General features: G+C 62.2%; 17 protein-coding genes. 14 read left to right on the top strand and 3 right to left on the bottom strand.

Annotation, left to right across the window (positions count from 1 at the left end; translation table 11 throughout):
• Positions 1–237: 237 nt before the first annotated feature.
• The 8 genes from A3AU_RS0105280 to A3AU_RS0105245 all read left to right on the top strand — a co-directional run bounded on the left by A3AU_RS0105280 (position 238) and on the right by A3AU_RS0105245 (position 8,772).
• Positions 238–1,752, top strand: coding sequence for a leucyl aminopeptidase (locus A3AU_RS0105280; RefSeq protein WP_027051851.1), 1,515 nt, complete (start codon positions 238–240; stop codon positions 1,750–1,752).
• A gap of 39 nt (positions 1,753–1,791) precedes the next feature.
• The gene (locus tag A3AU_RS0105275) at positions 1,792–2,691 is read left to right on the top strand and encodes a proline iminopeptidase-family hydrolase (protein ID WP_027051850.1); all 900 of its coding nucleotides are present in this window, start codon (positions 1,792–1,794) and stop codon (positions 2,689–2,691) included.
• Between the two features lie 18 nt (positions 2,692–2,709).
• Entirely contained in the window at positions 2,710–4,371 is a 1,662-nt protein-coding gene (locus A3AU_RS0105270; protein WP_027051849.1) for an ABC transporter substrate-binding protein, read from the top strand.
• A gap of 41 nt (positions 4,372–4,412) precedes the next feature.
• Positions 4,413–5,429, top strand: coding sequence for an ABC transporter permease (locus A3AU_RS0105265; RefSeq protein ID WP_027051848.1), 1,017 nt, complete (start codon positions 4,413–4,415; stop codon positions 5,427–5,429).
• Positions 5,429–6,400, top strand: a complete 972-nt coding sequence (locus A3AU_RS0105260) for an ABC transporter permease (RefSeq protein ID WP_027051847.1) — start codon at positions 5,429–5,431, stop codon at positions 6,398–6,400. The genes A3AU_RS0105265 and A3AU_RS0105260 overlap by 1 nt, the downstream gene beginning before the upstream one ends.
• A complete protein-coding gene (locus tag A3AU_RS0105255; RefSeq protein ID WP_027051846.1) occupies positions 6,397–7,356 on the top strand; it encodes an ABC transporter ATP-binding protein in 960 nt (319 codons plus the stop codon). Before A3AU_RS0105260 ends, A3AU_RS0105255 begins: the two co-directional genes overlap by 4 nt.
• Before the next feature lie 8 nt (positions 7,357–7,364).
• Positions 7,365–8,351: an ABC transporter ATP-binding protein gene (locus tag A3AU_RS0105250; RefSeq protein ID WP_027051845.1), complete on the top strand. Its 987-nt coding sequence runs from the start codon at positions 7,365–7,367 to the stop codon at positions 8,349–8,351.
• Between the two features lie 118 nt (positions 8,352–8,469).
• The gene (locus A3AU_RS0105245) at positions 8,470–8,772 is read left to right on the top strand and encodes a DUF982 domain-containing protein (protein ID WP_027051844.1); all 303 of its coding nucleotides are present in this window, start codon (positions 8,470–8,472) and stop codon (positions 8,770–8,772) included.
• A gap of 117 nt (positions 8,773–8,889) precedes the next feature.
• Here the strand turns inward: A3AU_RS0105245 and A3AU_RS0105240 are convergent, their stop codons facing one another.
• On the bottom strand, positions 8,890–9,255 hold the full coding sequence (locus tag A3AU_RS0105240; protein ID WP_027051843.1) for a YybH family protein: 366 nt from the start codon (positions 9,253–9,255) through the stop codon (positions 8,890–8,892).
• A gap of 259 nt (positions 9,256–9,514) precedes the next feature.
• On the opposite strand from A3AU_RS0105240, the gene A3AU_RS0105235 reads away from it, so the two are divergent.
• The 3 genes from A3AU_RS0105235 (at position 9,515) to A3AU_RS0105225 (ending at position 13,687) form a co-directional block, all read left to right on the top strand.
• Entirely contained in the window at positions 9,515–9,697 is a 183-nt protein-coding gene (locus A3AU_RS0105235) for a hypothetical protein (protein ID WP_027051842.1), read from the top strand.
• A 1-nt stretch (position 9,698) separates the two neighbouring features.
• The gene (locus tag A3AU_RS0105230; RefSeq protein WP_154674527.1) at positions 9,699–11,174 is read left to right on the top strand and encodes a hypothetical protein; all 1,476 of its coding nucleotides are present in this window, start codon (positions 9,699–9,701) and stop codon (positions 11,172–11,174) included.
• A gap of 458 nt (positions 11,175–11,632) precedes the next feature.
• The gene (locus A3AU_RS0105225; protein WP_027051840.1) at positions 11,633–13,687 is read left to right on the top strand and encodes an SPFH domain-containing protein; all 2,055 of its coding nucleotides are present in this window, start codon (positions 11,633–11,635) and stop codon (positions 13,685–13,687) included.
• A 54-nt stretch (positions 13,688–13,741) separates the two neighbouring features.
• On the opposite strand, the gene A3AU_RS01000000134945 is transcribed toward A3AU_RS0105225, so the two are convergent.
• Both A3AU_RS01000000134945 and A3AU_RS01000000134940 read right to left on the bottom strand, forming a co-directional pair.
• Positions 13,742–15,376: an ATP-binding cassette domain-containing protein gene (locus A3AU_RS01000000134945; protein ID WP_051355285.1), complete on the bottom strand. Its 1,635-nt coding sequence runs from the start codon at positions 15,374–15,376 to the stop codon at positions 13,742–13,744.
• Positions 15,373–16,977 carry an ABC transporter transmembrane domain-containing protein gene (locus A3AU_RS01000000134940; RefSeq protein WP_161633492.1) on the bottom strand — a complete coding sequence of 535 codons (1,605 nt, stop codon included), beginning with the start codon at positions 16,975–16,977 and terminating at the stop codon, positions 15,373–15,375. The genes A3AU_RS01000000134945 and A3AU_RS01000000134940 overlap by 4 nt, the downstream gene beginning before the upstream one ends.
• Before the next feature lie 141 nt (positions 16,978–17,118).
• On the opposite strand from A3AU_RS01000000134940, the gene A3AU_RS0105210 reads away from it, so the two are divergent.
• From A3AU_RS0105210 to cydX, 3 genes are read left to right on the top strand one after another with little or no spacing between them, the layout of a single operon-like run.
• Positions 17,119–18,693, top strand: a complete 1,575-nt coding sequence (locus A3AU_RS0105210; protein WP_027051839.1) for a cytochrome ubiquinol oxidase subunit I — start codon at positions 17,119–17,121, stop codon at positions 18,691–18,693.
• Positions 18,694–18,716: 23 nt separating this feature from the next.
• Complete coding sequence (cydB, locus tag A3AU_RS0105205; protein ID WP_027051838.1) at positions 18,717–19,871, top strand: cytochrome d ubiquinol oxidase subunit II; 1,155 nt, start codon at positions 18,717–18,719, stop codon at positions 19,869–19,871.
• A 24-nt stretch (positions 19,872–19,895) separates the two neighbouring features.
• Positions 19,896–20,027 (top strand): cytochrome bd-I oxidase subunit CydX, encoded by a 132-nt coding sequence (cydX, locus tag A3AU_RS1000000137580; protein ID WP_027051837.1) that lies wholly within the window; start codon positions 19,896–19,898, stop codon positions 20,025–20,027.
• Positions 20,028–20,033 lie beyond the last annotated feature (6 nt).

Raw genomic sequence — 20,033 nt, 5'->3', positions numbered from 1 at the left:
GAGTTTTTGTCAATCGACTTGGGCAAAATTGGCGTTTGATCGCCTGGGCCGTTCGGCGCTACCCAAAGGCAAGAGCGACTAAGTCGCCATCTGAAAACAATTATTTGGGGCCTCCGGCACCATTCCACCAACGGCAGAGACCGGCGAGACCGGTTTAGCCGTCGGCGGGCGAAGCTTTGCGCACAATGCATGCCGCGCCGAGGCCGGAGTCATCAGCAAACGGGAGAATGCCAGTCCATGCCTCAATCGCCAGTGCCGGTATTTGAAGCGGCTGACGGGATTTCCGCGGAAACCTCCGTCGTCGTGATCCTGCAAACCGCTGAGACAGGCTTTGGCCCGCGGGCGGCGGCACTGGACGCTGAAATGGGCGGGATCCTGTCGCGTGCCTGCTCCGATTCGGCGGCCTTGGCCGATTCCGGAACCTGCATCGATCTCATCGCCCCGCAGGCCGTGTCGGCCCGGCGGGTCATCGTCCTGGCCCTGGGCAAAGCCGAAGCCGTGAGCGCCCTCTCACTGGCACGCGCCGGCGGTTTGCTTGCCGCGCATCTGGAAGGCAAGGGCGAATGCGGCGCCACGCTTGTCCTGGACCCAATCGCTGGCGTCGACCTGCCGGGTGCGGAAATCCTGTCGCGCGTCGCGCTTGGCATGCGGCTGCGGCGCTACCGTTTCGACATGCGCAACCGGCGCCAGGGCGCGGGCTCGGATCGGACGTTGCGGGTGCAGCTGATCGGGGCAGCCGGCACGGACCTGACCCCAGCGCTGGTGCGGATCAATGCCATTGCCGATGGCGTCGAATATGCGCGTACGCTGGTCAACCTGCCGCCGAACCATCTCCACCCCGACAGTTTCCACGATCATCTGGAGCCGCTGCGCGAAGCAGGCATCGATGTCGAGATACTCGATCCGGCGGGGCTGAAGGAACTCGGGATGAATGCGATCCTGGCCGTAGGCTCCGGCTCGGTGCGACCGCCGCGCGTGGCGGTGCTGCGCTATCGCGGCAAGGGTGCTCCTTCCCAACCGATGGCTTTCGTCGGCAAGGGCGCCTGTTTCGATTCCGGTGGGCTCTGCATCAAGCGCGGCGAGCAGATGTTCGACATGAAGGCCGATATGGGCGGGGCGGCGGCGGTGGTCGGCCTGCTGATCGCGCTCGCCCGGCAAGGCAGCCCGGTACACGCCGTCGGCATCCTTGGCATCGCCGAGAACATGCCGTCCGGCACCGCGCTCAAGCCCCGCGACATCATCACGACGGCGTCGGGACAGACGGTCGAGGTTTTCGACACGGACGCCGAAGGGCGCCTGATCCTGGCCGATTGCCTCTATTACGCCGCCTCGCGCTTCAACCCCTCGGTGATCGTCGATCTGGCGACGCTGACCTATTCGGTGATGCGCGGCCTCGGATCGATCTTTGCCGGCCTGTTCAGCACCGACGATGCCATCGCCTCGCAAATGATCGCTGCAGGCGAAAACGTCGGCGAGCGGTTCTGGCAGTTGCCGCTCGACCGGGCCTATGACGAGGGCCTGCAATCGCCATTCGCCGATCTCCGGCACCACGCCAAGGACATGGAAGATGGCGACGCTCCCTATGCGGCGGCCTTCCTGCGCCATTTCACCGAAGACCGCCCCTGGGTGCATCTCGACATCGCCGGCAAGGAGCTGGCCGACAAGGATCGGCCCTTGGGCAGGGAAGGCGCGACGGCGTTCGGCGTGCAGATGCTGGAAGAGTGGGTGCAGTCCGGCCGGACTGCGAGCTAGGCGGCAAACAGCATGTCTTCAACCACGCAGGGAACCGCAATGTCCGAAATCGCAGGCAAGGAAGGGCGGGCCGCTTTCTGCGGCTACGAAACCTGGTATCGCATCTGCGGCGAGCTCGATGCCGACAAGGCTCCGGTCGTTATCCTGCACGGCGGGCCGGGCGCCGCTCACAATTACGTCGATGCTTACAAGCTGCTCGCCCAACAGGGCCGCGCCGTCATCCATTACGATCAGCTGGGCTGCGGCAATTCGACGTTGCTGCCTGAAAAAGGCGCCGAGTTCTGGACGCCAAAACTGTTCATCGACGAGCTTGAAAACCTGGTCGACCATCTCGGCATCCGCCGCGGCTTCCACGTGCTCGGCCAGAGCTGGGGTGGCATGCTGGGCGCCGAATATGGGGTTACGCGGCCAAAGGGCTTGAGGTCGCTCACCATCGCCAACTCACCGGCTTCCATGAAGCTGTGGGTCGAAGAGGCCAACAGGTTGCGCGCCGACCTACCTGGGGATGTGCAGGAGACGCTGACCCGCCACGAGCAGGCCGGCACGACGGACGACCCGGCCTACCAGGAAGCCACGATGCGGTTCTACGAACGGCATGTCTGCCGCGTGCCTTTCCCGCCCGAAGTGACCGAGACCTTCGCCCAGATCGCACGCAATCCGACCGTCTATCATCTGATGAACGGGCCGAACGAGTTTCACGTCATCGGAACCCTGAAGAATTGGAGCATCGTCGATCGCCTGCAGGCCATCGAGATTCCCACGCTGATCATCTCCGGGCGCCACGACGAGGCCACGCCTGCGACCGTGCAGCCCTTCAAGGACGGCATCAAGGGATCGCGCTGGGAGATATTCGAGCATTCCAGCCACATGCCGCATGTCGAGGAGCAAGAGGCATGCATGCAGGTGGTGGGAGATTTTCTGGACGACAACGACAACTGAGAAAAGGGGAATAACGACATGAAGAAACTGCTTTTGGCGGCATCGGCCGCTGCATTGCTGGCCGGCGCATGGCTCGCTCCGGCACAAGCCGAATACCTCAAGGAACACCGAGGCGGCACCATTCGCCTGCTCGCCCGATCGGCGGCCGGAACACTCGATCCGCATATCAATTACACGGACCAGGGCTGGCAGATGTACCAGCCGGTGTATGACGGACTGGTCACCTTCCGCAAAGCCGAGGGCAAGGACGGCTTCTCCGTAGTTGCCGACCTGGCCGAGGCGTTGCCTGTAGTCAGCAATGACGGCAAGACCTTCACCTTCAAGCTGCGCAAGGGCATCAAGTTCTCCAACGGCCAGGAGCTTGGCCTCAAGGACGTCGTCGCTTCCTTCCAGCGCATCTTCAAGGTCTCCGGGCCGACCTCCGGCACCTTCTATGCCGGTATTGTCGGAGCCGACAAATGCCTGGCCGACACCAAGAGCTGCACGCTTGAAGGCGGCATTGTCGCCGACGAAGCGGCGGGCACCATTACCCTCAATCTCGTCAAGCCGGACGCAGAGATCCTCTACAAGCTGGCATTGCCGCATGCTGTGATCCTGCCGGCGGACACGCCCACGGAAGACATGGGCTCCAAGCCCATCCCGAGCACGGGTCCCTACATGATCTCCGCCTTCGACCCCAACAAGGGCATGACGGTTTCCCGCAACCCCAATTTCAAGCAGTGGAGCGAGGAAGCCCAGCCGGACGGTTACCCGGATGTCGTACAATATGATTTCGGCCTGTCCGAGGAGGCGGCCGTCACCGCGATCCAGAACGGCGAGGCGGACTGGATGTTCGACGCGCTGCCCAGCGACCGCCTCGGCGAACTTGGCAGCAAGTCCATGGACCAATTGCACATCTCGCCCCTTTCGGCATGGTGGTACGCACCGTTGAACACCCGCATGGCTCCGTTCGACAATGAAAAGGCGCGTCAGGCCGTTGCCTTTGCGGTCGACCGCAACACGCTGGTCAAGCTGTTCGGTGGCAAGGTGCTGGCATCGCCGGTCTGCCAGGTGCTGCCGCCGGACTTCCCCGGCCACGAAGACTACTGCCCCTTCACCAAGGATCCCGGTGCCAAATGGTCGGCGCCTGATCTCGACAAGGCCAAGCAGCTCGTCGAGGACTCCGGCACCAAGGGCCAGAAGGTGACCATCATCGTCGAGGACACCGCCATTTCACGGTCGATCGGCGTCTATCTGCAGAGCGTGCTGACCAGCATCGGCTATGTCGCCGACGTCAAGCCGATATCGTCCAATCTGCAGTTCACCTACATCCAGAACACCAACAACAAGGTGCAGATGTCCCTCACCCAGTGGTACAAGGACTATCCGGCGGCTTCGGACTTCCTGAACATCCTGTTCTCCTGCGCGTCCTACCGCGAAGGCTCTGACGCTTCGATCAACATCTCCGGCTTCTGCGACAAGGATATCGACGCCAAGATGCAGAAGGCGCTGGATCTCGGCGTGACCGACCAGAAGGCGGCCGACAAATTGTGGGCCGAAGTCGACAGGCAGGTCACGGACAAGGCGGCCGCCGTCGGCCTGTTCACGCCGAAGCGGCTTGATTTCGTCAGCAAGCGCATCGGCAATTTCAAGTTCAACCCGCAGTTCAACTGGATTGTCACCCAATCCTGGGTGCAGTAAGGGGCCTGGGTGCAGTAACGAACCGCGCAAGGCACATACCCGTGTCCAACCAAGTCGACGCCATGCCGCGCAAGACGCGAGGGCCCTGGGCCGTCGCGTTTGCGAAGCTGGCAACGGACAGGGCCGCTATGGCGTGCCTGGCCGTGTTCCCGCTGATCGTCATCGCCTGTTTCAGCGCACCTCTTTATGCGAAATGGGCGGGCACGGACCCCTTCGCCTCGACGCTCGACGCCGTCATCCAGGTCGACGGCGCCGACCTTCCCGTAATGGAGCCGTCGACCGAAGGGCTAGGCCTCGGCTATACGCCGATCGGCCCAACCTGGCAGCTCGGCAACTATTTCCTCGGCGCCGACAGCCAGGGCCGCGATGTCATGGCGAGAATGCTTTATGGAGGGCTGAGCTCGCTGCTGATCGCCGGGGCTGCCACCCTCTTCACGCTGATGATCGGCACGCTGGCCGGATTGATCGCCGGCTATTTCGGCGGCATCACCGACACGGTGTTGTCGCGCCTGCTAGACATTCTCTGGGCATTCCCAATCTATCTCTTGGCGATTTCGCTTTCCATCGTCACCATCTCGCAAGGCATCAGGATCGGACCGATCGATATCGAATCCGGCAGCTTGTGGCTGCCGATCATCATCATCGGCATCGTCTATGTGCCTTACGTCGCGCGCCCGATACGCGGGCAGGTTCTGTCGCTGCGCCACAGCGAGTTCGTGCTCGCCGCGATCAATCTGGGTGTGCCGGGATGGCGCATCTTGTGGCGCGATATCCTGCCCAATATCACCACCACGCTCATCGTCTTCGTGCCGCTGATGATGGCGCTGAACATGCTGACGGAATCGGCGCTGTCCTTCCTGTCGATCGGCGTGCAGCCGCCGGCCGCGAGCTGGGGCACCATCATCCAGGACGGACAGGCGCTGCTTTACACCAGGCCGCTGGTGGCGCTGGTTCCAGGCCTGGCGATTGCCGTTTCGGTGATGGCGCTCAATGTCTTCGGCGACGGCCTGCGCGACGCGCTCGATCCGCGCTCCAAGGTTCGGCTGGGGCGCGACTGATGTTTTATGCCATCCTGCGCCGTTTCGGTCAGATGCTGTTCGTGATGTTCGGCATCTCGGTCATCGTCTTCCTGATCTTCTTCGCGACGCCGGGTGCCGACCCGGCGGCGCGCATCGCCGGCCGCAACGCCTCGCCCGAAGTGCTGGAAGCGGTGCGCCACTCCTTTGGCTTCGACCGGCCGCTCTACGTGCAATATGTGACGATGATGGAGAAGATCTTCGTTACCGGCGATCTGACTTCCTTCGTCAACCGCGGCTGGAAGGTGGTGCCGGCGGTGATGGATTCCATTCCCGTCACGCTCTCGCTGGTGTTCGGCGCGGCGATCCTGTGGGTGGTCGTCTCCATCGTCATCGGCATCGTCGCCGCCGCCACGCGCGACAGCTGGCTGGACAAGCTGCTGATGGCTCTTGGCCTGCTTGGCATCTCCATGCCGGTCTATTGGCTGGGCGAGGTGATGAACCTGATCACCCAGAGCCGCTACCACGACAGCTGGGCGTTCTCCTGGGTGCCGCCGCTCGGCTACAAGAATTTCTCCGACGACCCGAAAGGCTGGTTTCTGACCCTGGTCATTCCGTGGATCACGCTGGCCATTCTCTATATCGGCATTTACGGGCGCGTGTTGCGCGCGGCGATCATCGAATCCCTGCAGGAGGATTTTATCCGCACGGCGCGGGCCAAGGGCCTGTCGGAAACGCGCATCCTGCTGCGCCATGCCTTGCGCACGTCACTCATCGCCTTCGTCACCTTGTTCGGCCTTGACTTCGGCGCGCTGGTGGGCGGCTCGGCGCTGCTGACCGAAGTGGTGTTCGGACTGCATGGCATCGGCAAGCTCACCTATGACGCGCTGCAGAACCTCGATCTGCCGATGATCATGGCGACGGTGATGTACGCTTCCATGTTCGTGGTCATCGCCAATGCGGTCGTCGATTTCGTCTACATTCTTCTCGATCCGCGCCTGAGGACTTCATGATACTGTCGGTGCGCGATCTCAAAGTCTCCTTCCGCACCGATGCCGGGCTGGTGCGGGCGATCGACGGCGTGTCCTTCGACCTCGGCGAAAGCGAGATCCTCGGCGTCGTCGGCGAATCCGGCTCCGGCAAGACGGTTTCGCTGCTGGCCGTCATGGGGCTCATCACCGATCCCAACGCCAGCATCGAAGGCTCGATCCGCTACAAGGGCCGCGAGCTGGTGGGACTGCCACCACGCGAACTGAGGCGCCTGCGCGGCAACGAGATTGCGATGATCTTCCAGGATCCGATGACGGCGCTGACGCCGGTCTACACGATCGGCTGGCAGATCGCCGAACAGATCCGCGCGCATCGCAGCATCAGCAAGGCCAAGGCGATGGAGCGCGTCGAAGAACTGCTGGCCGAGGTGAATTTTCCCAACCCGCACGAGGCGATGTCGCGCTATCCGCACCAGCTTTCCGGTGGCATGCGGCAACGGGCGGTGATCGCCATGGCGCTGTCGTGCAATCCGGCGCTGCTGGTGGCTGACGAGCCGACCACGGCGCTCGACGTCACCGTTCAAGCCGGTATCCTCGATCTCGTGCGCAAGCTGCGCGCGACACACAAGTCGGCGGTGGTCTTCATCACGCACGACATGGGCGTGGTTTCCGAACTCGCCGACCGCGTGATGGTGATGTATGCCGGGCGCGTGGTGGAGCGCGGCAGCCGCATGGAGCTGTTTTCCGACCCGCGACATCCTTATACGCGGGCGCTGCTCGGTTCGATCCCGCCGCTGACCGGCGAAAAGCCGCGCCGCCTGCCTGCCATTCCCGGCTCACCGCCATCGCTGCTGCGGTTGCCGCAAGGGTGTGCTTTCGGTCCGCGCTGCCCGGTTCACTACGAACCTTGCGCGACCAGCAAGCCCGACCTCGGCATCGGCACCCACGCCGCGGCGTGCTTCCGGGTGGCGCAGGCATGAGCGGGCCGATGACCGACAAAGACCGCCCGATCCTCGAGACGCGTTCGCTGGGCAAGCGTTTTTCGATCGGCACCCGTTTTTCCGCCGAGGGCCTGCGAACCGTCCATGCGGTCGACAATGTTTCCCTGACCGTGCGGCGCGGCGAGACGGTCGGGCTGGTGGGCGAATCCGGATGCGGCAAGTCCACGCTGGCGCGCTGCCTGGTCAGGCTCTACGACATATCGGACGGCGCGCTGCTGTTCGAAGGCGACGACATCACCTCGAAATCGCTGTCCGAACTCAGACCGCTGCGGCGGCGCCTGCAAATGGTCTTCCAGGATCCGTCGGCCTCGCTCAATCCGCGCCGGCGCGTCGGCGACCTGGTGGCCGAGCCGCTGCGCATCCATGGCAAGCTGTCGTCCCGCGAGATCACCGCCCGCGTCGCTGAACTGTTCGATCTCGTCGGACTGCTACCCGACCATGTCATGCGGTATCCGCACGAATTCTCCGGCGGCCAGCGCCAGCGCGTCGGCATTGCGCGGGCGATAGCGCTCAATCCCGATCTCGTCGTGTTGGACGAACCGGTCTCGGCGCTCGACGTGTCGGTGCAGGCGCAGATCGTCAACCTGCTCGCCGACCTGCAGGAAAAACTGAACCTCACCTACATCTTCATCGCCCATGACCTGTCGGTGGTGCGTCAGGTGTCGACGCGCATCGCGGTCATGTATCTCGGTTCGATCGTCGAGGAAGGGCCGGCGGAGGAGGTGTTCGCGGCGCCAGCCCATCCTTACAGCCAGGCATTGATCTCGGCGGTTCCCGTCGTCGAGACGACCCCCACCGGGACGCGCAAGCGTATCATCCTCAGTGGCGACGTGCCGAGCCCGCTCAAGCCGCCATCCGGTTGCCGTTTTCATCCTCGATGCCCGATCGCGGTCGAGCGATGCCGCACCGAGCGGCCGGAGTTGAGGGAGTATCGACCCGGCCGCAAAGTTGCTTGTCATTTCCCGACCGTTTAGCCGGCACCCATCGATCAAAAGATTTTGAAAGATTGTGTTTTCTGGGCGGAACCAAGTGCTGTGCGGCGCGTTTCATTGGGTTCGATCGAGCGGCATCGCGATCGACCGGGAGGAACCGATGGACTACCTGCATTTCTTTTCCCCCGTGCGAATCTCGCGCGGGCAAGGGCATCCTGTAGAAGAAGTGGATAGTGTCGCCGAGGCGATGGTTTTCTTGCGTAAATGGCCAACGGGGAGACGTGGGCCTGTGTATCAGTGCGCGCTGAATTGCTGCTCGGCCGCTTTGTCGGGACAGATGTCGGCGGAAGAGGCCAGGAAGGCATTCACCGGCTTTGCCCGGATCACGCGGCTTCTGGACGACGACATGGCGCTGCCCGTCGCCGGCGAGACCATGGCGGGCGTATACGCGCTGCGGCGGTAGCCCGCATCGGATTGCCGAACACCATACCCTGCGTTCTCAGCGGACGCAGGGGTTTTTGTTGTGTGAGCAGTGGCAGGACTTCGCGAACTGCGGAACTTATGGTCCCCGGCCGATCAGCTAATCCCAAGCGACGCAATAGCGGTCGATCACCCAAAGCCAGGTGCCGTCGCTTTGACGCCTCGCAACCTCGGCAGTTGTGTCTCCATCGGGAAGGCGGGTAGAGGTGAGCGCGAGGTCGCCGCAAACGAGCGCAGGCCGCTGTTCTCCCACGGCAAACTTCCGTCCTGACGCAACGACTTCGGCATAATAGTCACGAATGGCTTCGCGGCCGCGTAGAAAACGTCCGTCGCCGCGGTCGATCACCGCATCCGCCTCGAACAGGGCGACCATGCCATCGATATCGCCCGCATGCTGTCTCGCTATCAGCATGGGTTCCAATTGCTGTGGGTCGTAGGCGGTCTTTCCTGCGCTCGGCGCATTCATGGCGGTATCTCCATTGTTGGGATGCAGCCTATCTCGATCGGCTTCGGCTTGTCCGGTCATGCGCATACTTGGCCTCGCCGCAGAATTATCTGTTCCGATGAGGGCTAGGGGAATCATACCCATACATATACAATACATCAAAGTGTAAATTAGATACTGCTTACAAATAGAGAGAAGATTTTCTTGATCTGTATCTTCGCAATCCCTTATCAGACCATCACGGATATGTTACCGCTGCTGGCAACGGGGTGATGTGGCAATGTTGCCGAAGCCCAGAAACGCGATGGTGCCGGTGGCGGATGATCTGACCGTCGCGGCCCGCATCTCCCCGCAGGGCATCGACGGCGTCGACGAGCGCAGCGGCGCGGACTTCAACACGGTTCGAGGCAGCCTGCCGCCAAACGAACTGGAGAAACGGACGCGCGCATTCCGGGAAGACTGACATGAGCGCCTTGGGACAGGCTTCAATTCCAGCCGATGCGGGAGATGCTCGCGGCCCTGAAACCTCCTCCGGCGTCGTCCAGCGATGGTCCGCCGGGTCAGTGCTGGCAATGCTGGTGATCGCGGCGGCGGCTTTGGTCTTGCGCCTGTTGGGCGCGCGCGGCGATCTCTGGCTCGATGAGATCTGGACTTTTGCGCTGCTTGAGCCGCTAACCTCGATCGACCAGATATTCTGGCGCATAAATCACGACAACAATCATTTCCTCAACTCAGCCTATCTGTATCTGATCGGCCCCGACGCCTCGTCATTGCTTCAACGTGGCCTGTCGGTGGCCTTGGGCGTTGGCGCTGTCCTTGCCGCCGGCCTGCTGGCGGCGTCACGCGGTTGGCGCACAGCCATCGTTACCAGCGTGCTGTTTGCGACGAGCTACCCGATGGTCCACTACGGTTCCGAGGCGAGAGGCTATGCTGGCCTCGTGTTGTTCACGCTGCTTTCCGTGCTGTTTCTGGAACGCCGGCTCGACAATCGCGGGTCAGCCATCGGTTTCGCCGCGATTGTCTTAGTCGGCTTCCTGTCTCATCTGACCATGGCGGAAACGGTGGTGATCCTAGTGGCCTGGGCTTCATGGCTTGCGTGGTCACGCACCGGCAGCCTTGCCTCCGCCAATCTCGAGGTTGGTCTGATTTTCGCACCGGCCTTTTTGGCGGTACTTCCGCTCGCCGCTTGCGTGCTCCTTGGCAGCCAGGTGTACGGGTTCCAATTCGGCGGCGTTTCATCGTTTTCGCTGCAGACATTCGCGCAGGGATACGGCGGAATGATCCGCTATTTGTTCGGCCTGCCGTCGTTGATGAGTGACTGGATTTGTATAGGCACGGCTTGCGGTCTGGTGCTTGTTTCCGCCTGCCTTTGGCGCGATCGCCGGACCAGCCTTTATGTGATAGGGACCGTCGGGCTGCCTTTGCTGATGGCAGCCGCGCATCTGCCGAATGTCGGGTTTCCGCGCTACTTTCTCGTCAGCGGGACGCTGCTGCTTCTTGTCGTCGGCGAATTGCTGGGGCGTGGCTTCCAGGCGGGGGGAAGGGGTTTTTTAGTTTCCGCAGCCGCCCTGGCGGCAATGTTGGTCGGCAATACAAGCTCGCTGCTTCAATTCTATGAACACGGCCGCGGCTCCTATTCCAGGATGGTAGGCCAGATGACGCCTAACGGCGACACCACCTACGCCAGCGGTCATGATCTGCGAACCGGAATTGTCGTCGATTATTTCGCCGGCCGTCTTGGGCGCCAGGCATCATTGGTGCCCGCGGACAAAATGTGCTCCCAACCTCCAGACTGGCTCATCCTCGAAGGTGGCGCTCATGAGCAGTTCCAATATGTCCAACCTTCGTCGAGCTGTGTCCTCGCCTTTGAACGAACCGACGCCGCCACAGCCTGGGGCTTTTCGGGCATTGATTGGACACTTTATCGACGGCGGGACTGAGTACGTTCCTGGCTTGATGGATTTGGTAAATCGCCGCTCTTGTCGAATCATAACCTTAAACACAGCATGCCGTTCAGTTTTCAACGCGGCGCCATTTCGCGCCCTGCCAACTCATACAGCCAACTTCGAAAAGCCAACTTCCACGCTTTCGAAATAGAGAAAGCATTGAAAATACTTATACGATTTTCACGCGCAATATCTTTAAACCTGTAGCCGCGATCCCTACTTCGTTTGTTGTAATGTCTATCAAGGCAACCACGATGTGACATAGCTCGCGGCCACACCCCTCACTGGGGACTCGGGACGCGCGGTCATTTTCCCATACAATGAGCAGCCCTAACGTTCGGCACGCCCTTGGTGCGTCGAGCGTGTCGGTGCGCAATCTCCCCGCTTCATGAATCAACACCAACCGGGTGGCCCTCGGGTGAACGAACCCGCGCGCCCCATAGGAGAGAAAGATGGAAGCCCTGCAATATCTCGGCCCAATGGAATGGATGGCGATCGAGATAGCCGTGCCCGTCATCGTGCTGGCAATCCTGTTCTGGTGGAGCGGCGTGGTCCGCTACATCCCAAACGACAGGCTCGGCATCCTGGAAAAACTATGGAGTTTTCGCGGCTCCGTCAGCAATGGCTTCATTGCGCTCAACCGTGAGGCAGGCTACCAGCCGGAAGTCGTGCGCGGTGGCCTGCATTTCTTCATGCCGTTCCAATATTCGATGCATCGCGCCAATCTGGTCACCATCCCGCAGGGTCAGATCGGCTACGTCTTTGCCCGTGATGGCAAGCCGCTGCCTCCGACGCAGACACTTGCTTCCAACACTGACGCCGATGATTTCCAGGATGTGCGCGGTTTTCTCGAAAAAGGTGGACAGAAAGGACCGCAACGCAAGATCTTGCGTGAAGGCACCTATGCCATCAATCTCGCGCAATTCATCGTGCTGACCGCTCAGTCGATCTATGCCGTCAATCTGAGCTCGTCGGAACAGAACCTTTTCAGCAATATGTCCAGCATGATCTCGGAGCGCGGCGGCTTTGAGCCCGTCGTGATCCATAATGCCGAGGACATGATCGGTATCGTCACCATCCATGACGGTCCGGCCCTGCCGGACGGCGAGATCATCGCACCGACCGTCGCCAACGATCCGAACGACCCGAACTTCCACAACAATTTCCAGGACCCGGAGAAGTTTCTTGGTGCCGGTGGCTACCGTGGCCGGCAATTGCAGGTGCTGGCCGACGGCAGCTACTTCCTCAACCGCATTTTCGCGACCGTCGAACTGGTCGAAAAGACGATCATTGACGTTGGCACGGTGGGTGTCGTCGTCTCTTACAACGGTCGCCACGGCACGGACATATCCGGGCAGGCATACCGTCACGGCGAGTTGGTCGAGATCGGCGCACGCGGCGTCTGGTCGACACCGCTGCTGCCAGGCAAGTACGCATTCAATACCTATGCCGGCAATATCATCACGGTGCCGACCACAAACTTCGTGCTCAAATGGACGAAGGAGCAGTTCGGCGAACACAGGCTGGATGAGAACCTGTCTGAAGTGTCGTTGATCGCCAAGGACGCGTTCGAGCCCGTGCTGCCGCTCTCCGTCGTCGTGCATATCGACTATATGAAGGCGCCGCTTGTGGTGCAGCGTTTCGGTGACATCAAGCGGTTGGTAGAACAAACGCTCGATCCGATGGTTTCCGCCTACTTCAAGAATATCGCCCAGACAAAGACGCTGATCCAGCTTCTGCAGGAGCGTAGCGATATCCAGCGCAAATCGGGCGAGGAGATGCGCGAAAAATTCAATTCCTACAGCCTCGAACTGCAGGAAGTGTTGATCGGCACGCCCCGTGCCGCCAATGGCCGGAACAGTATAGAGCAGATCCTGATCCAGCTGCGCGAGCGCCAGATCGCAGTCGAAAAGGTCGAGACTTACAAATTGCAGGAGAAAGCGGCCATTCAGGAGCGCACGTTGCGAGAGAAGGAGGCGCTCGCCGAACAGCAAGCCAAGATCACGACGTCGGCTCTTACCATCGAGATCAGTGAGAACGAGGGCAAGGCGCAACTCGCCCGCACCCGCCAGCAGGCGGAAACCATTCAGGTCACTGCCAAGGCGGAAGCCGAGAAGGTGCGTCTCGCCGGCCAGGGCGAGGCCGACATGATCAAGGCTATCGCGCTTGCCGATGCCGAACGCATCAAGGCGACCGGTTTTGCGGATGCCGAGAGGGTGCGCGCCGTAGGCCTGGCGGAGGCCGAGGCCACGCAGAAGAAGGTCGCGGCCTTCGGCGGCCCGGACTATCAGCTCAACTCGCAGGTTCTGATGCGCTTCGCCGAGGCGATCGAGAATGGCCGACTGCCGCTTGTGCCGCAAATCCAGATCGGCGCGACCGGTGGCGAGAAGGGGGCCGCCAATGGCCTCGTCGAGATGATGCTTTCGATGCTCGTTGCCGACCGGGTCGGACCGCAAATCCTACCGGATGAGACCCCGGCACCCGCCGAGGAGGAATCCGTTGAGTAGGATTGATTGAAAATGGGCCGGTTGTACCGGCCCTTCAACCGGAGCCATTCGCCGTCATTGCAACCTAACCGCCGTGGCTCCGCTCGGTGCCAGTTCGTCATGGCTGGAAAGGATGACGATGCGTTGCCGCAGCCGCAGCAGCAGCGCGTCGAGGATGCGCTGGCCCTGTTCGGCCGCGAGATGCTCGGTCGGTTCGTCCAGGAGCATGACGGGCCTGTCGGAAAGCCATGCGCGGGCGAGGTTCAACCTTTGCGCCTCACCGAGTGACAGCACATCTTGCGTGATCCATCCATCAAGGCCGCCAGCGGCCCTGATCCGGCCCTGGAGTTCGACTGCGTCCAGCGCGCGCCACAACTCAGCGTCGCCGGCGTGCGGGGCAAACAGGTTCTCGCGCACGGTGTCGGCCAGAACCGTGGCGTCGTGGGCGCAGAAGCAACTCATGGAGCGGCGCACATCCACGTTGAGCTCGATGCCATCGCCCAGAACGAAGTCGTCACCGCCGTCGAGCCAGCCAGCGACCTGTTTCAACAGGGAGGTCTTGCCGCAACCGCTGGCGCCATGCAGGACAGTTGGCCTGCCGGCCTTGAGGGTCGCGCTGATTGGCCTGCCGATCAGCCGGCCATCCGGTGCGCGGCGTGGCAATCGGTCCAACGTCAACGACGAAATCCGTTCCGCGACATGCTGGCGCGTTACGCTGTCCAGCGTGTTCCATTTAGCCAGAGCCGACCGAGCAGTTTTCTCGCGTACGAAGGCGACGACGATCTTCGATGCACCCAGCACGGATTCAGCGACGGCCAGCCAGGCGAAGGCCAGTAGGGCAGGCGGCAACAGTGCCTCGCCACGCAGACCTGACAACCAGGCGGACACCAGAATGCTGAGCATTGCACATGGCGCAAGGCAGTTGGCCAGCGTGTCGAGCAGTGCCTGCCGGTGGCGAAGCACCAACGCGCGCGTCTGGGCATTGGCGTAACCGCCAAACGGCTCGTCGAGCAACGGGCCCCAGCGGCGTTCGCCCTGCAGTGGCACCACGGCCTGTATCGCGGAGCCGAGCAGGCGGGAGGCCTGTTGCCTGCTTTGGCGCATGGCCGCCAGATCGGCGTCGGTTCGGCTTGCCAGGACGCGCACCCCGAACATGTTTACGGCGATGAGGAGCAGGATCGGCGCCATCGCCAGCGGTGCCACCCATAAAGTCGCGGCGATAAGCAATAGAATGGCCATGCCAAGCGTCGCTACCGGCAGGCTGACGCGCAGGCGCGCATAATCCACGTCCTCGACGTCGTCTAGATAGTCGGCAAGACGGTCCTGATTGCCGAGCTGCCAGCCAGCCTTGCGCACGGACGGTGCCGCCGCCATCGCGGCGAACAACGTCGAGCGGCGCAGAACCTGATCGGTGAGCGCCGCCCGATGGCCGACAACGCGCTCGCCATATTTGGCCGCCGTCCGCGTCAGGGCGAACAGGCGTATGAATGCGGCCGGCACATGGAAGTTGAACGTCAAGGCGGCGGGCGTCAGGCCCGCCAGCGCGACAGCGCCGAGAAACCAGACGGACACGCCGGTCAGCAGGATTCCGCCCGCCAGGGAGGCAAACGCAAGAACAAGGGCGAGCCGCCACGGAACTCTATGCCGGCTGGCTTCTTCCAGCGGGCCAGTCTTGGTTTCGGGGACGATCGGAGACGTGCTATCATTCATCCGGCTCGCTCCCGTGTTTGCCTGTTGCCCATCTCTAGGTCGATCGTTCTGCCGGCAAGCAAGGCCAGGCTCCTGTCGTGCGTGGCCACCAGGACGAGCCGGGTGCGCGCTGCCTCCACGAGCGCCTGGCGCACCATCGCGGCATTGGCGGGGTCAAGCTTGGCGGTCGGCTCGTCGGCGAAGATAGCGCGGCCCGAAATCAGTGCGCGCGCCAGGCCGATACGCAGCCGTTGCCCACCAGATAGGTTTTCACCGCCAGCCTTGATCGACGCATCAAGCCCGCCCGGCAGAAGCATGTCGTCGAGAAGGCCGACATTGCCTGCTGCAAGCAGCAGCCGGGTTCGGCAACAGGGACCGTTTTGCCACGCGATGGCGGCGTCAAGCGTGCCTTCCGGTACATAGATATCGGTAGAGCACCATGCGACGTCCGGCGGGGCATCGACCTCCGGATCGATGGATGGCGCGGGGCCGATCCCGGCTAGATGGCGCAGCAGGGTGGACTTGCCCGATCCGCTCGGTCCGGTGATGGCCACCAGTCCGGTCCGTGGCAGGGGCGATGTCGCATCGGCCAGGTCGCGGGCGGCTTTGGCGGCTTCGAAAGCCGGGGATTGCTGACGACGTGCCAGCACAAGCGTGTCGAGCGCGGTCGCCGCAGCGATGCCCTCAGCCTTGGCGTGATACTGTTCGGCATAACGGCGGAACGGGACGAAATACTCCGGCGCGATCATGAGGATGAACAGGCTTTGCCAGAGCTCAAGGCCGGCAAAGCCTGGGACGCTGGTGAGCTTGAGATGTCCGAGGCCGAGAAACACGGCGAGGATTGCGATCGACAGCGACGAGAAGAAGTCGATGATGCCGGTATTGAGGAATGCGATCCTGAGCACGCTCATCGTGCCTGAGGCATAAGTGTCCAGCCGCGCCGCGAGCTTGCGCCTTTCGCGCATCAGCGCATGGTTCCCCAAGATTGTCGGCAAGGTGCGGATGCGATCGGCAAACTGGGCGGCGAGGCGACCGAAGGCCTTCTCCTGCGCCTCGGCGCCGCTGCGGATCGCACCGCCGATGAGGACGAAGAAGACAATCATCACAGGGGTCAGCAAGATGAGCGCCAACGCCGCCTCCCACGAGATGGCCATGATCGCGGCTGCGGCAAGTAGGGGCCCCAACCCCAGCATGATCGACGCAAGGCGATGTCCGACCGCCAGGCCAGCCACGGCTTGCGGATAGCGTTGAAGTCCTGCGATCAATGTTCCGGGTGGCATCGCCTGGATGTCGCCTGGAGAAGCCGCGGCGAGGGCGCCGCGCACCGCCTCAAGCAGGCCGTTGGCGACTTTCAGTTCCGTATTGGCAATAGCGCGGTCGGCCACCAGGCCGATCAACGAGCCGAGGATAACGCTGGCCAAGGCCGCGCCGAGCATCGGCCAGTTGGCTCGGCCAGAGATCATCTCACCCACGAATATGGCCGCCAGGCCGATCATTGCAAGCCGCAGCACGGCGCGTGCTGCTTGCAATGCAAGGGCGGAACGCAAGCCGGGGGCGGCCAGGCCGTGCGCGACGCACAGCGTCCTGCCCGCAGTGAGCGCCTCGGAATTGGCTACCGCCATTGGACGTTCGTCGCGACGAATCAGAGTGGCCTTGAGCATGACAGTTCAATCTCATGCCAAGGCCATGAGCGAATTGATGCACGTCAAAGGCTCGGCACCAGAACGGAGTTATCGGAGGTGATGCTTTAATGGAGTTCTCGCATGACCAGCCCATTGCTCGTGGAACTGTCGCGGCTGCAATTCGCGCTGACGGCCATGTACCACTTCCTGTTCGTCCCGCTGACGCTGGGCTTGTCGATCATGCTTGCGATGATGGAGACGGTCTACGTCATGACCGGTCGCACCATCTGGCGCGACATGGTGAAGTTCTGGGGCGTGTTATTCGGCATCAACTTTGCGCTCGGTGTCGCCACCGGCCTTACCATGGAATTCCAGTTCGGCATGAACTGGGCGTATTACTCCCATTATGTCGGCGACGTCTTCGGTGCGCCCTTGGCAATCGAAGGGCTGATGGCGTTCTTCCTGGAGGCGACTTTCGTCGGCCTGTTCTTCTTCGGCTGGGAAAGGCTCTCGGCGCGCGCGCATCTCGTAGTCACGTGGCTTGTGGCGCTGGGCACCAATTTCTCGGCGCTGTGGATCCTGATCGCCAATGGCTGGATGCAGAATCCCGTCGGCTCGGTCTTCAATCCCGACACGATGCGCATGGAAGTAACCGACTTCGTCGCCGTCATCTTCAACCCGGTCGCGCAGGCTAAATTCGTTCATACGGTTTCGGCGGGCTATGTCTGCGGTGCCGTCTTCGTGCTCGGCGTCTCTGCGTTCTATATGCTGCGCGGACGGCACGTCGATCTCGCCAAGCGTTCTTTCGTTATCGCCTCGGCCTTCGGCATCGCATCTTCGCTGTCCGTCATCGTGCTCGGCGACGAGAGCGGCTACGCCATCACCGACAACCAGAAAATGAAGCTCGCCGCCATGGAGGCGATGTGGGAGACCGAGCCGGCTCCCGCCTCGTTCACCGCATTCGGCATTCCCAGCATGAGCGATCGCACGACCCATTTCGCCGTGCATATCCCTTGGGTCATGGGCCTTATCGGCACACGCTCGATCGACAAGGAAATCCCTGGCATCTTCGAACTCGTCCACAAGGCCGAGGGGCGCATCCGCAATGGGCTGACCGCCTATGATGCGCTTGAGAAGCTCAAGGTCAACCATGGCGACACGGCGGCACGCGCAAGCTTCGACGCGACAAGCAAGGATCTTGGCTACGCCTTGCTGCTCAAGCGCTACATCGAGGATCCGCGGCTGGCCAATGACGACCAGATCAAGCAGGCGGCATGGTCGACCGTGCCGGAAGTGCCGGCGATCTTCTTCACTTTCCGTCTGATGGTGTTGTGCGCCTTCCTGCTGGTTGCCGTCTTTGCGCTCTCGCTCTGGCACACGATGCGCGAGACGCAGGCGCCGCGCTGGCTGTTGCGCATGGCGCTGATCGCGATGCCGCTGCCATGGATTGCCGCGGAGGTCGGCTGGTTTGTTGCTGAATTTGGCCGGCAGCCATGGATCATCGAGGGGACGCTGCCGACTTTCCTGGCGACGTCCGAGCTCGGCATCCCTGACCTCCTGATCACCATCCTCGGCTTCACCGTCGTCTACGGGGTGCTGGCCGTGATCGAGGTGCGGCTGATGCTGCAGGCGATAGCAAAAGGTCCGGCTGTCGGCGCGGACATCGCGCTTCCCGTTGGCGATCGCACACGGATCCGACTCGCGGCCGTCCGATAAGCCCCCTGCAAGGAAGAATGACGATGATCGATTTTCTCTTCAACTATGAAACGCTGCGGATTGTGTGGTGGATGCTGCTTGGCATCCTTTTGATCGGCTTCGCGGTCACCGACGGCTTTGACATGGGTGTCGGGGCATTGCTGCCTTTCGTCGCAAAAACCGATATCGAGCGTCGTGTTGCCATCAACACCATCGGACCGGTCTGGGAGGGCAATCAGGTCTGGTTCGTGCTCGGTGGCGGCGCCATCTTCGCCGCGTGGCCGGCGCTCTACGCGTTGAGCTTCTCCGGCTTCTACCTCGCAATGTTCCTAGTTCTGTTCGCGATGATCCTGCGACCGGTTGCCTTCAAGTACCGTTCCAAGCGGGAAGACGCCCGCTGGCGTTCGAACTGGGACTGGGCGCTGTTCATCGGCGGCGCCGTCCCGGCGCTCGTCTTCGGCGTGGCGGTGGGCAATGCCCTGAAAGGCGTGCCGTTCCATTTTTCCACCGACTTGCGCCCGTCCTACGAGGGTACCCTGTTTGGCCTGCTCAATCCGGTGGCGCTCTATTGCGGCCTTGTTTCGCTTTCCATGCTTGTCATGCACGGCGCGGCGTGGCTGGCCTTTAAGGCGGAAGGGCCGGTGGCTGACCGCGCCCGCATCATTGGCGGCAAGGCCGCGCTGGCCGCTGCTGTCCTGTTCGCCGGCGGCGGCGTGCTTGTTTGGCTCGGGCTGCTCGGCGGCTATGAGGTCACGAGCGCCATCGTCTGGGATGGCCCGTCCAATCCGCTTGGCAAGACCGTGATCGCAAACGCGAACGGCTGGCTGCGCAACTTCTACGCGACGCCGGCTCTGTGCCTGGTGCCCGTGCTCGGCATCGTGGCGCCGCTGCTCGCCGCCGCCGGGTTCAGGGCGCGACGCGAAGGCCTCACCTTCTTGGCGTCGAAACTTGGCATTTTCTGCATCATCGCGACTGTCGGTCTGGCGATGTTCCCGATCATCCTGCCGTCGAGCACGAATCCGGGCCATTCGCTTGCCGTGTTCGACGCATCCTCAAGCCGGGCGACGCTGCGCAACATGCTGATCGCAACAGTGATCTTCCTTCCGCTCGTACTTGCCTACACGGCGTGGGTCTACAGCGTGCTTTGGGGGAAGGTCAGCGAAGCTTCCTTGCGCGGCGCCGGTTCCTCCGCTTATTGAATCAGAGACTGGAGATTTGCAACGATGTGGTACTTCGCTTGGATCCTGGGCCTCGGACTGGCCACCACGGTCGGCATCCTGAATGCCCTTTGGTATGAGTTACGTGCGGTTCGTGCGCAGCCCTCCGAACAGATTGAGCACTTGGAAGTACCGTGAGGCGTC

Source organism: Mesorhizobium erdmanii USDA 3471, assembly GCF_000472705.1.
GTDB lineage: Bacteria > Pseudomonadota > Alphaproteobacteria > Rhizobiales > Rhizobiaceae > Mesorhizobium > Mesorhizobium erdmanii.
Note: the sequence above shows the minus strand (reverse complement) of the source record. Positions and strands in the feature narration are given on the sequence as shown.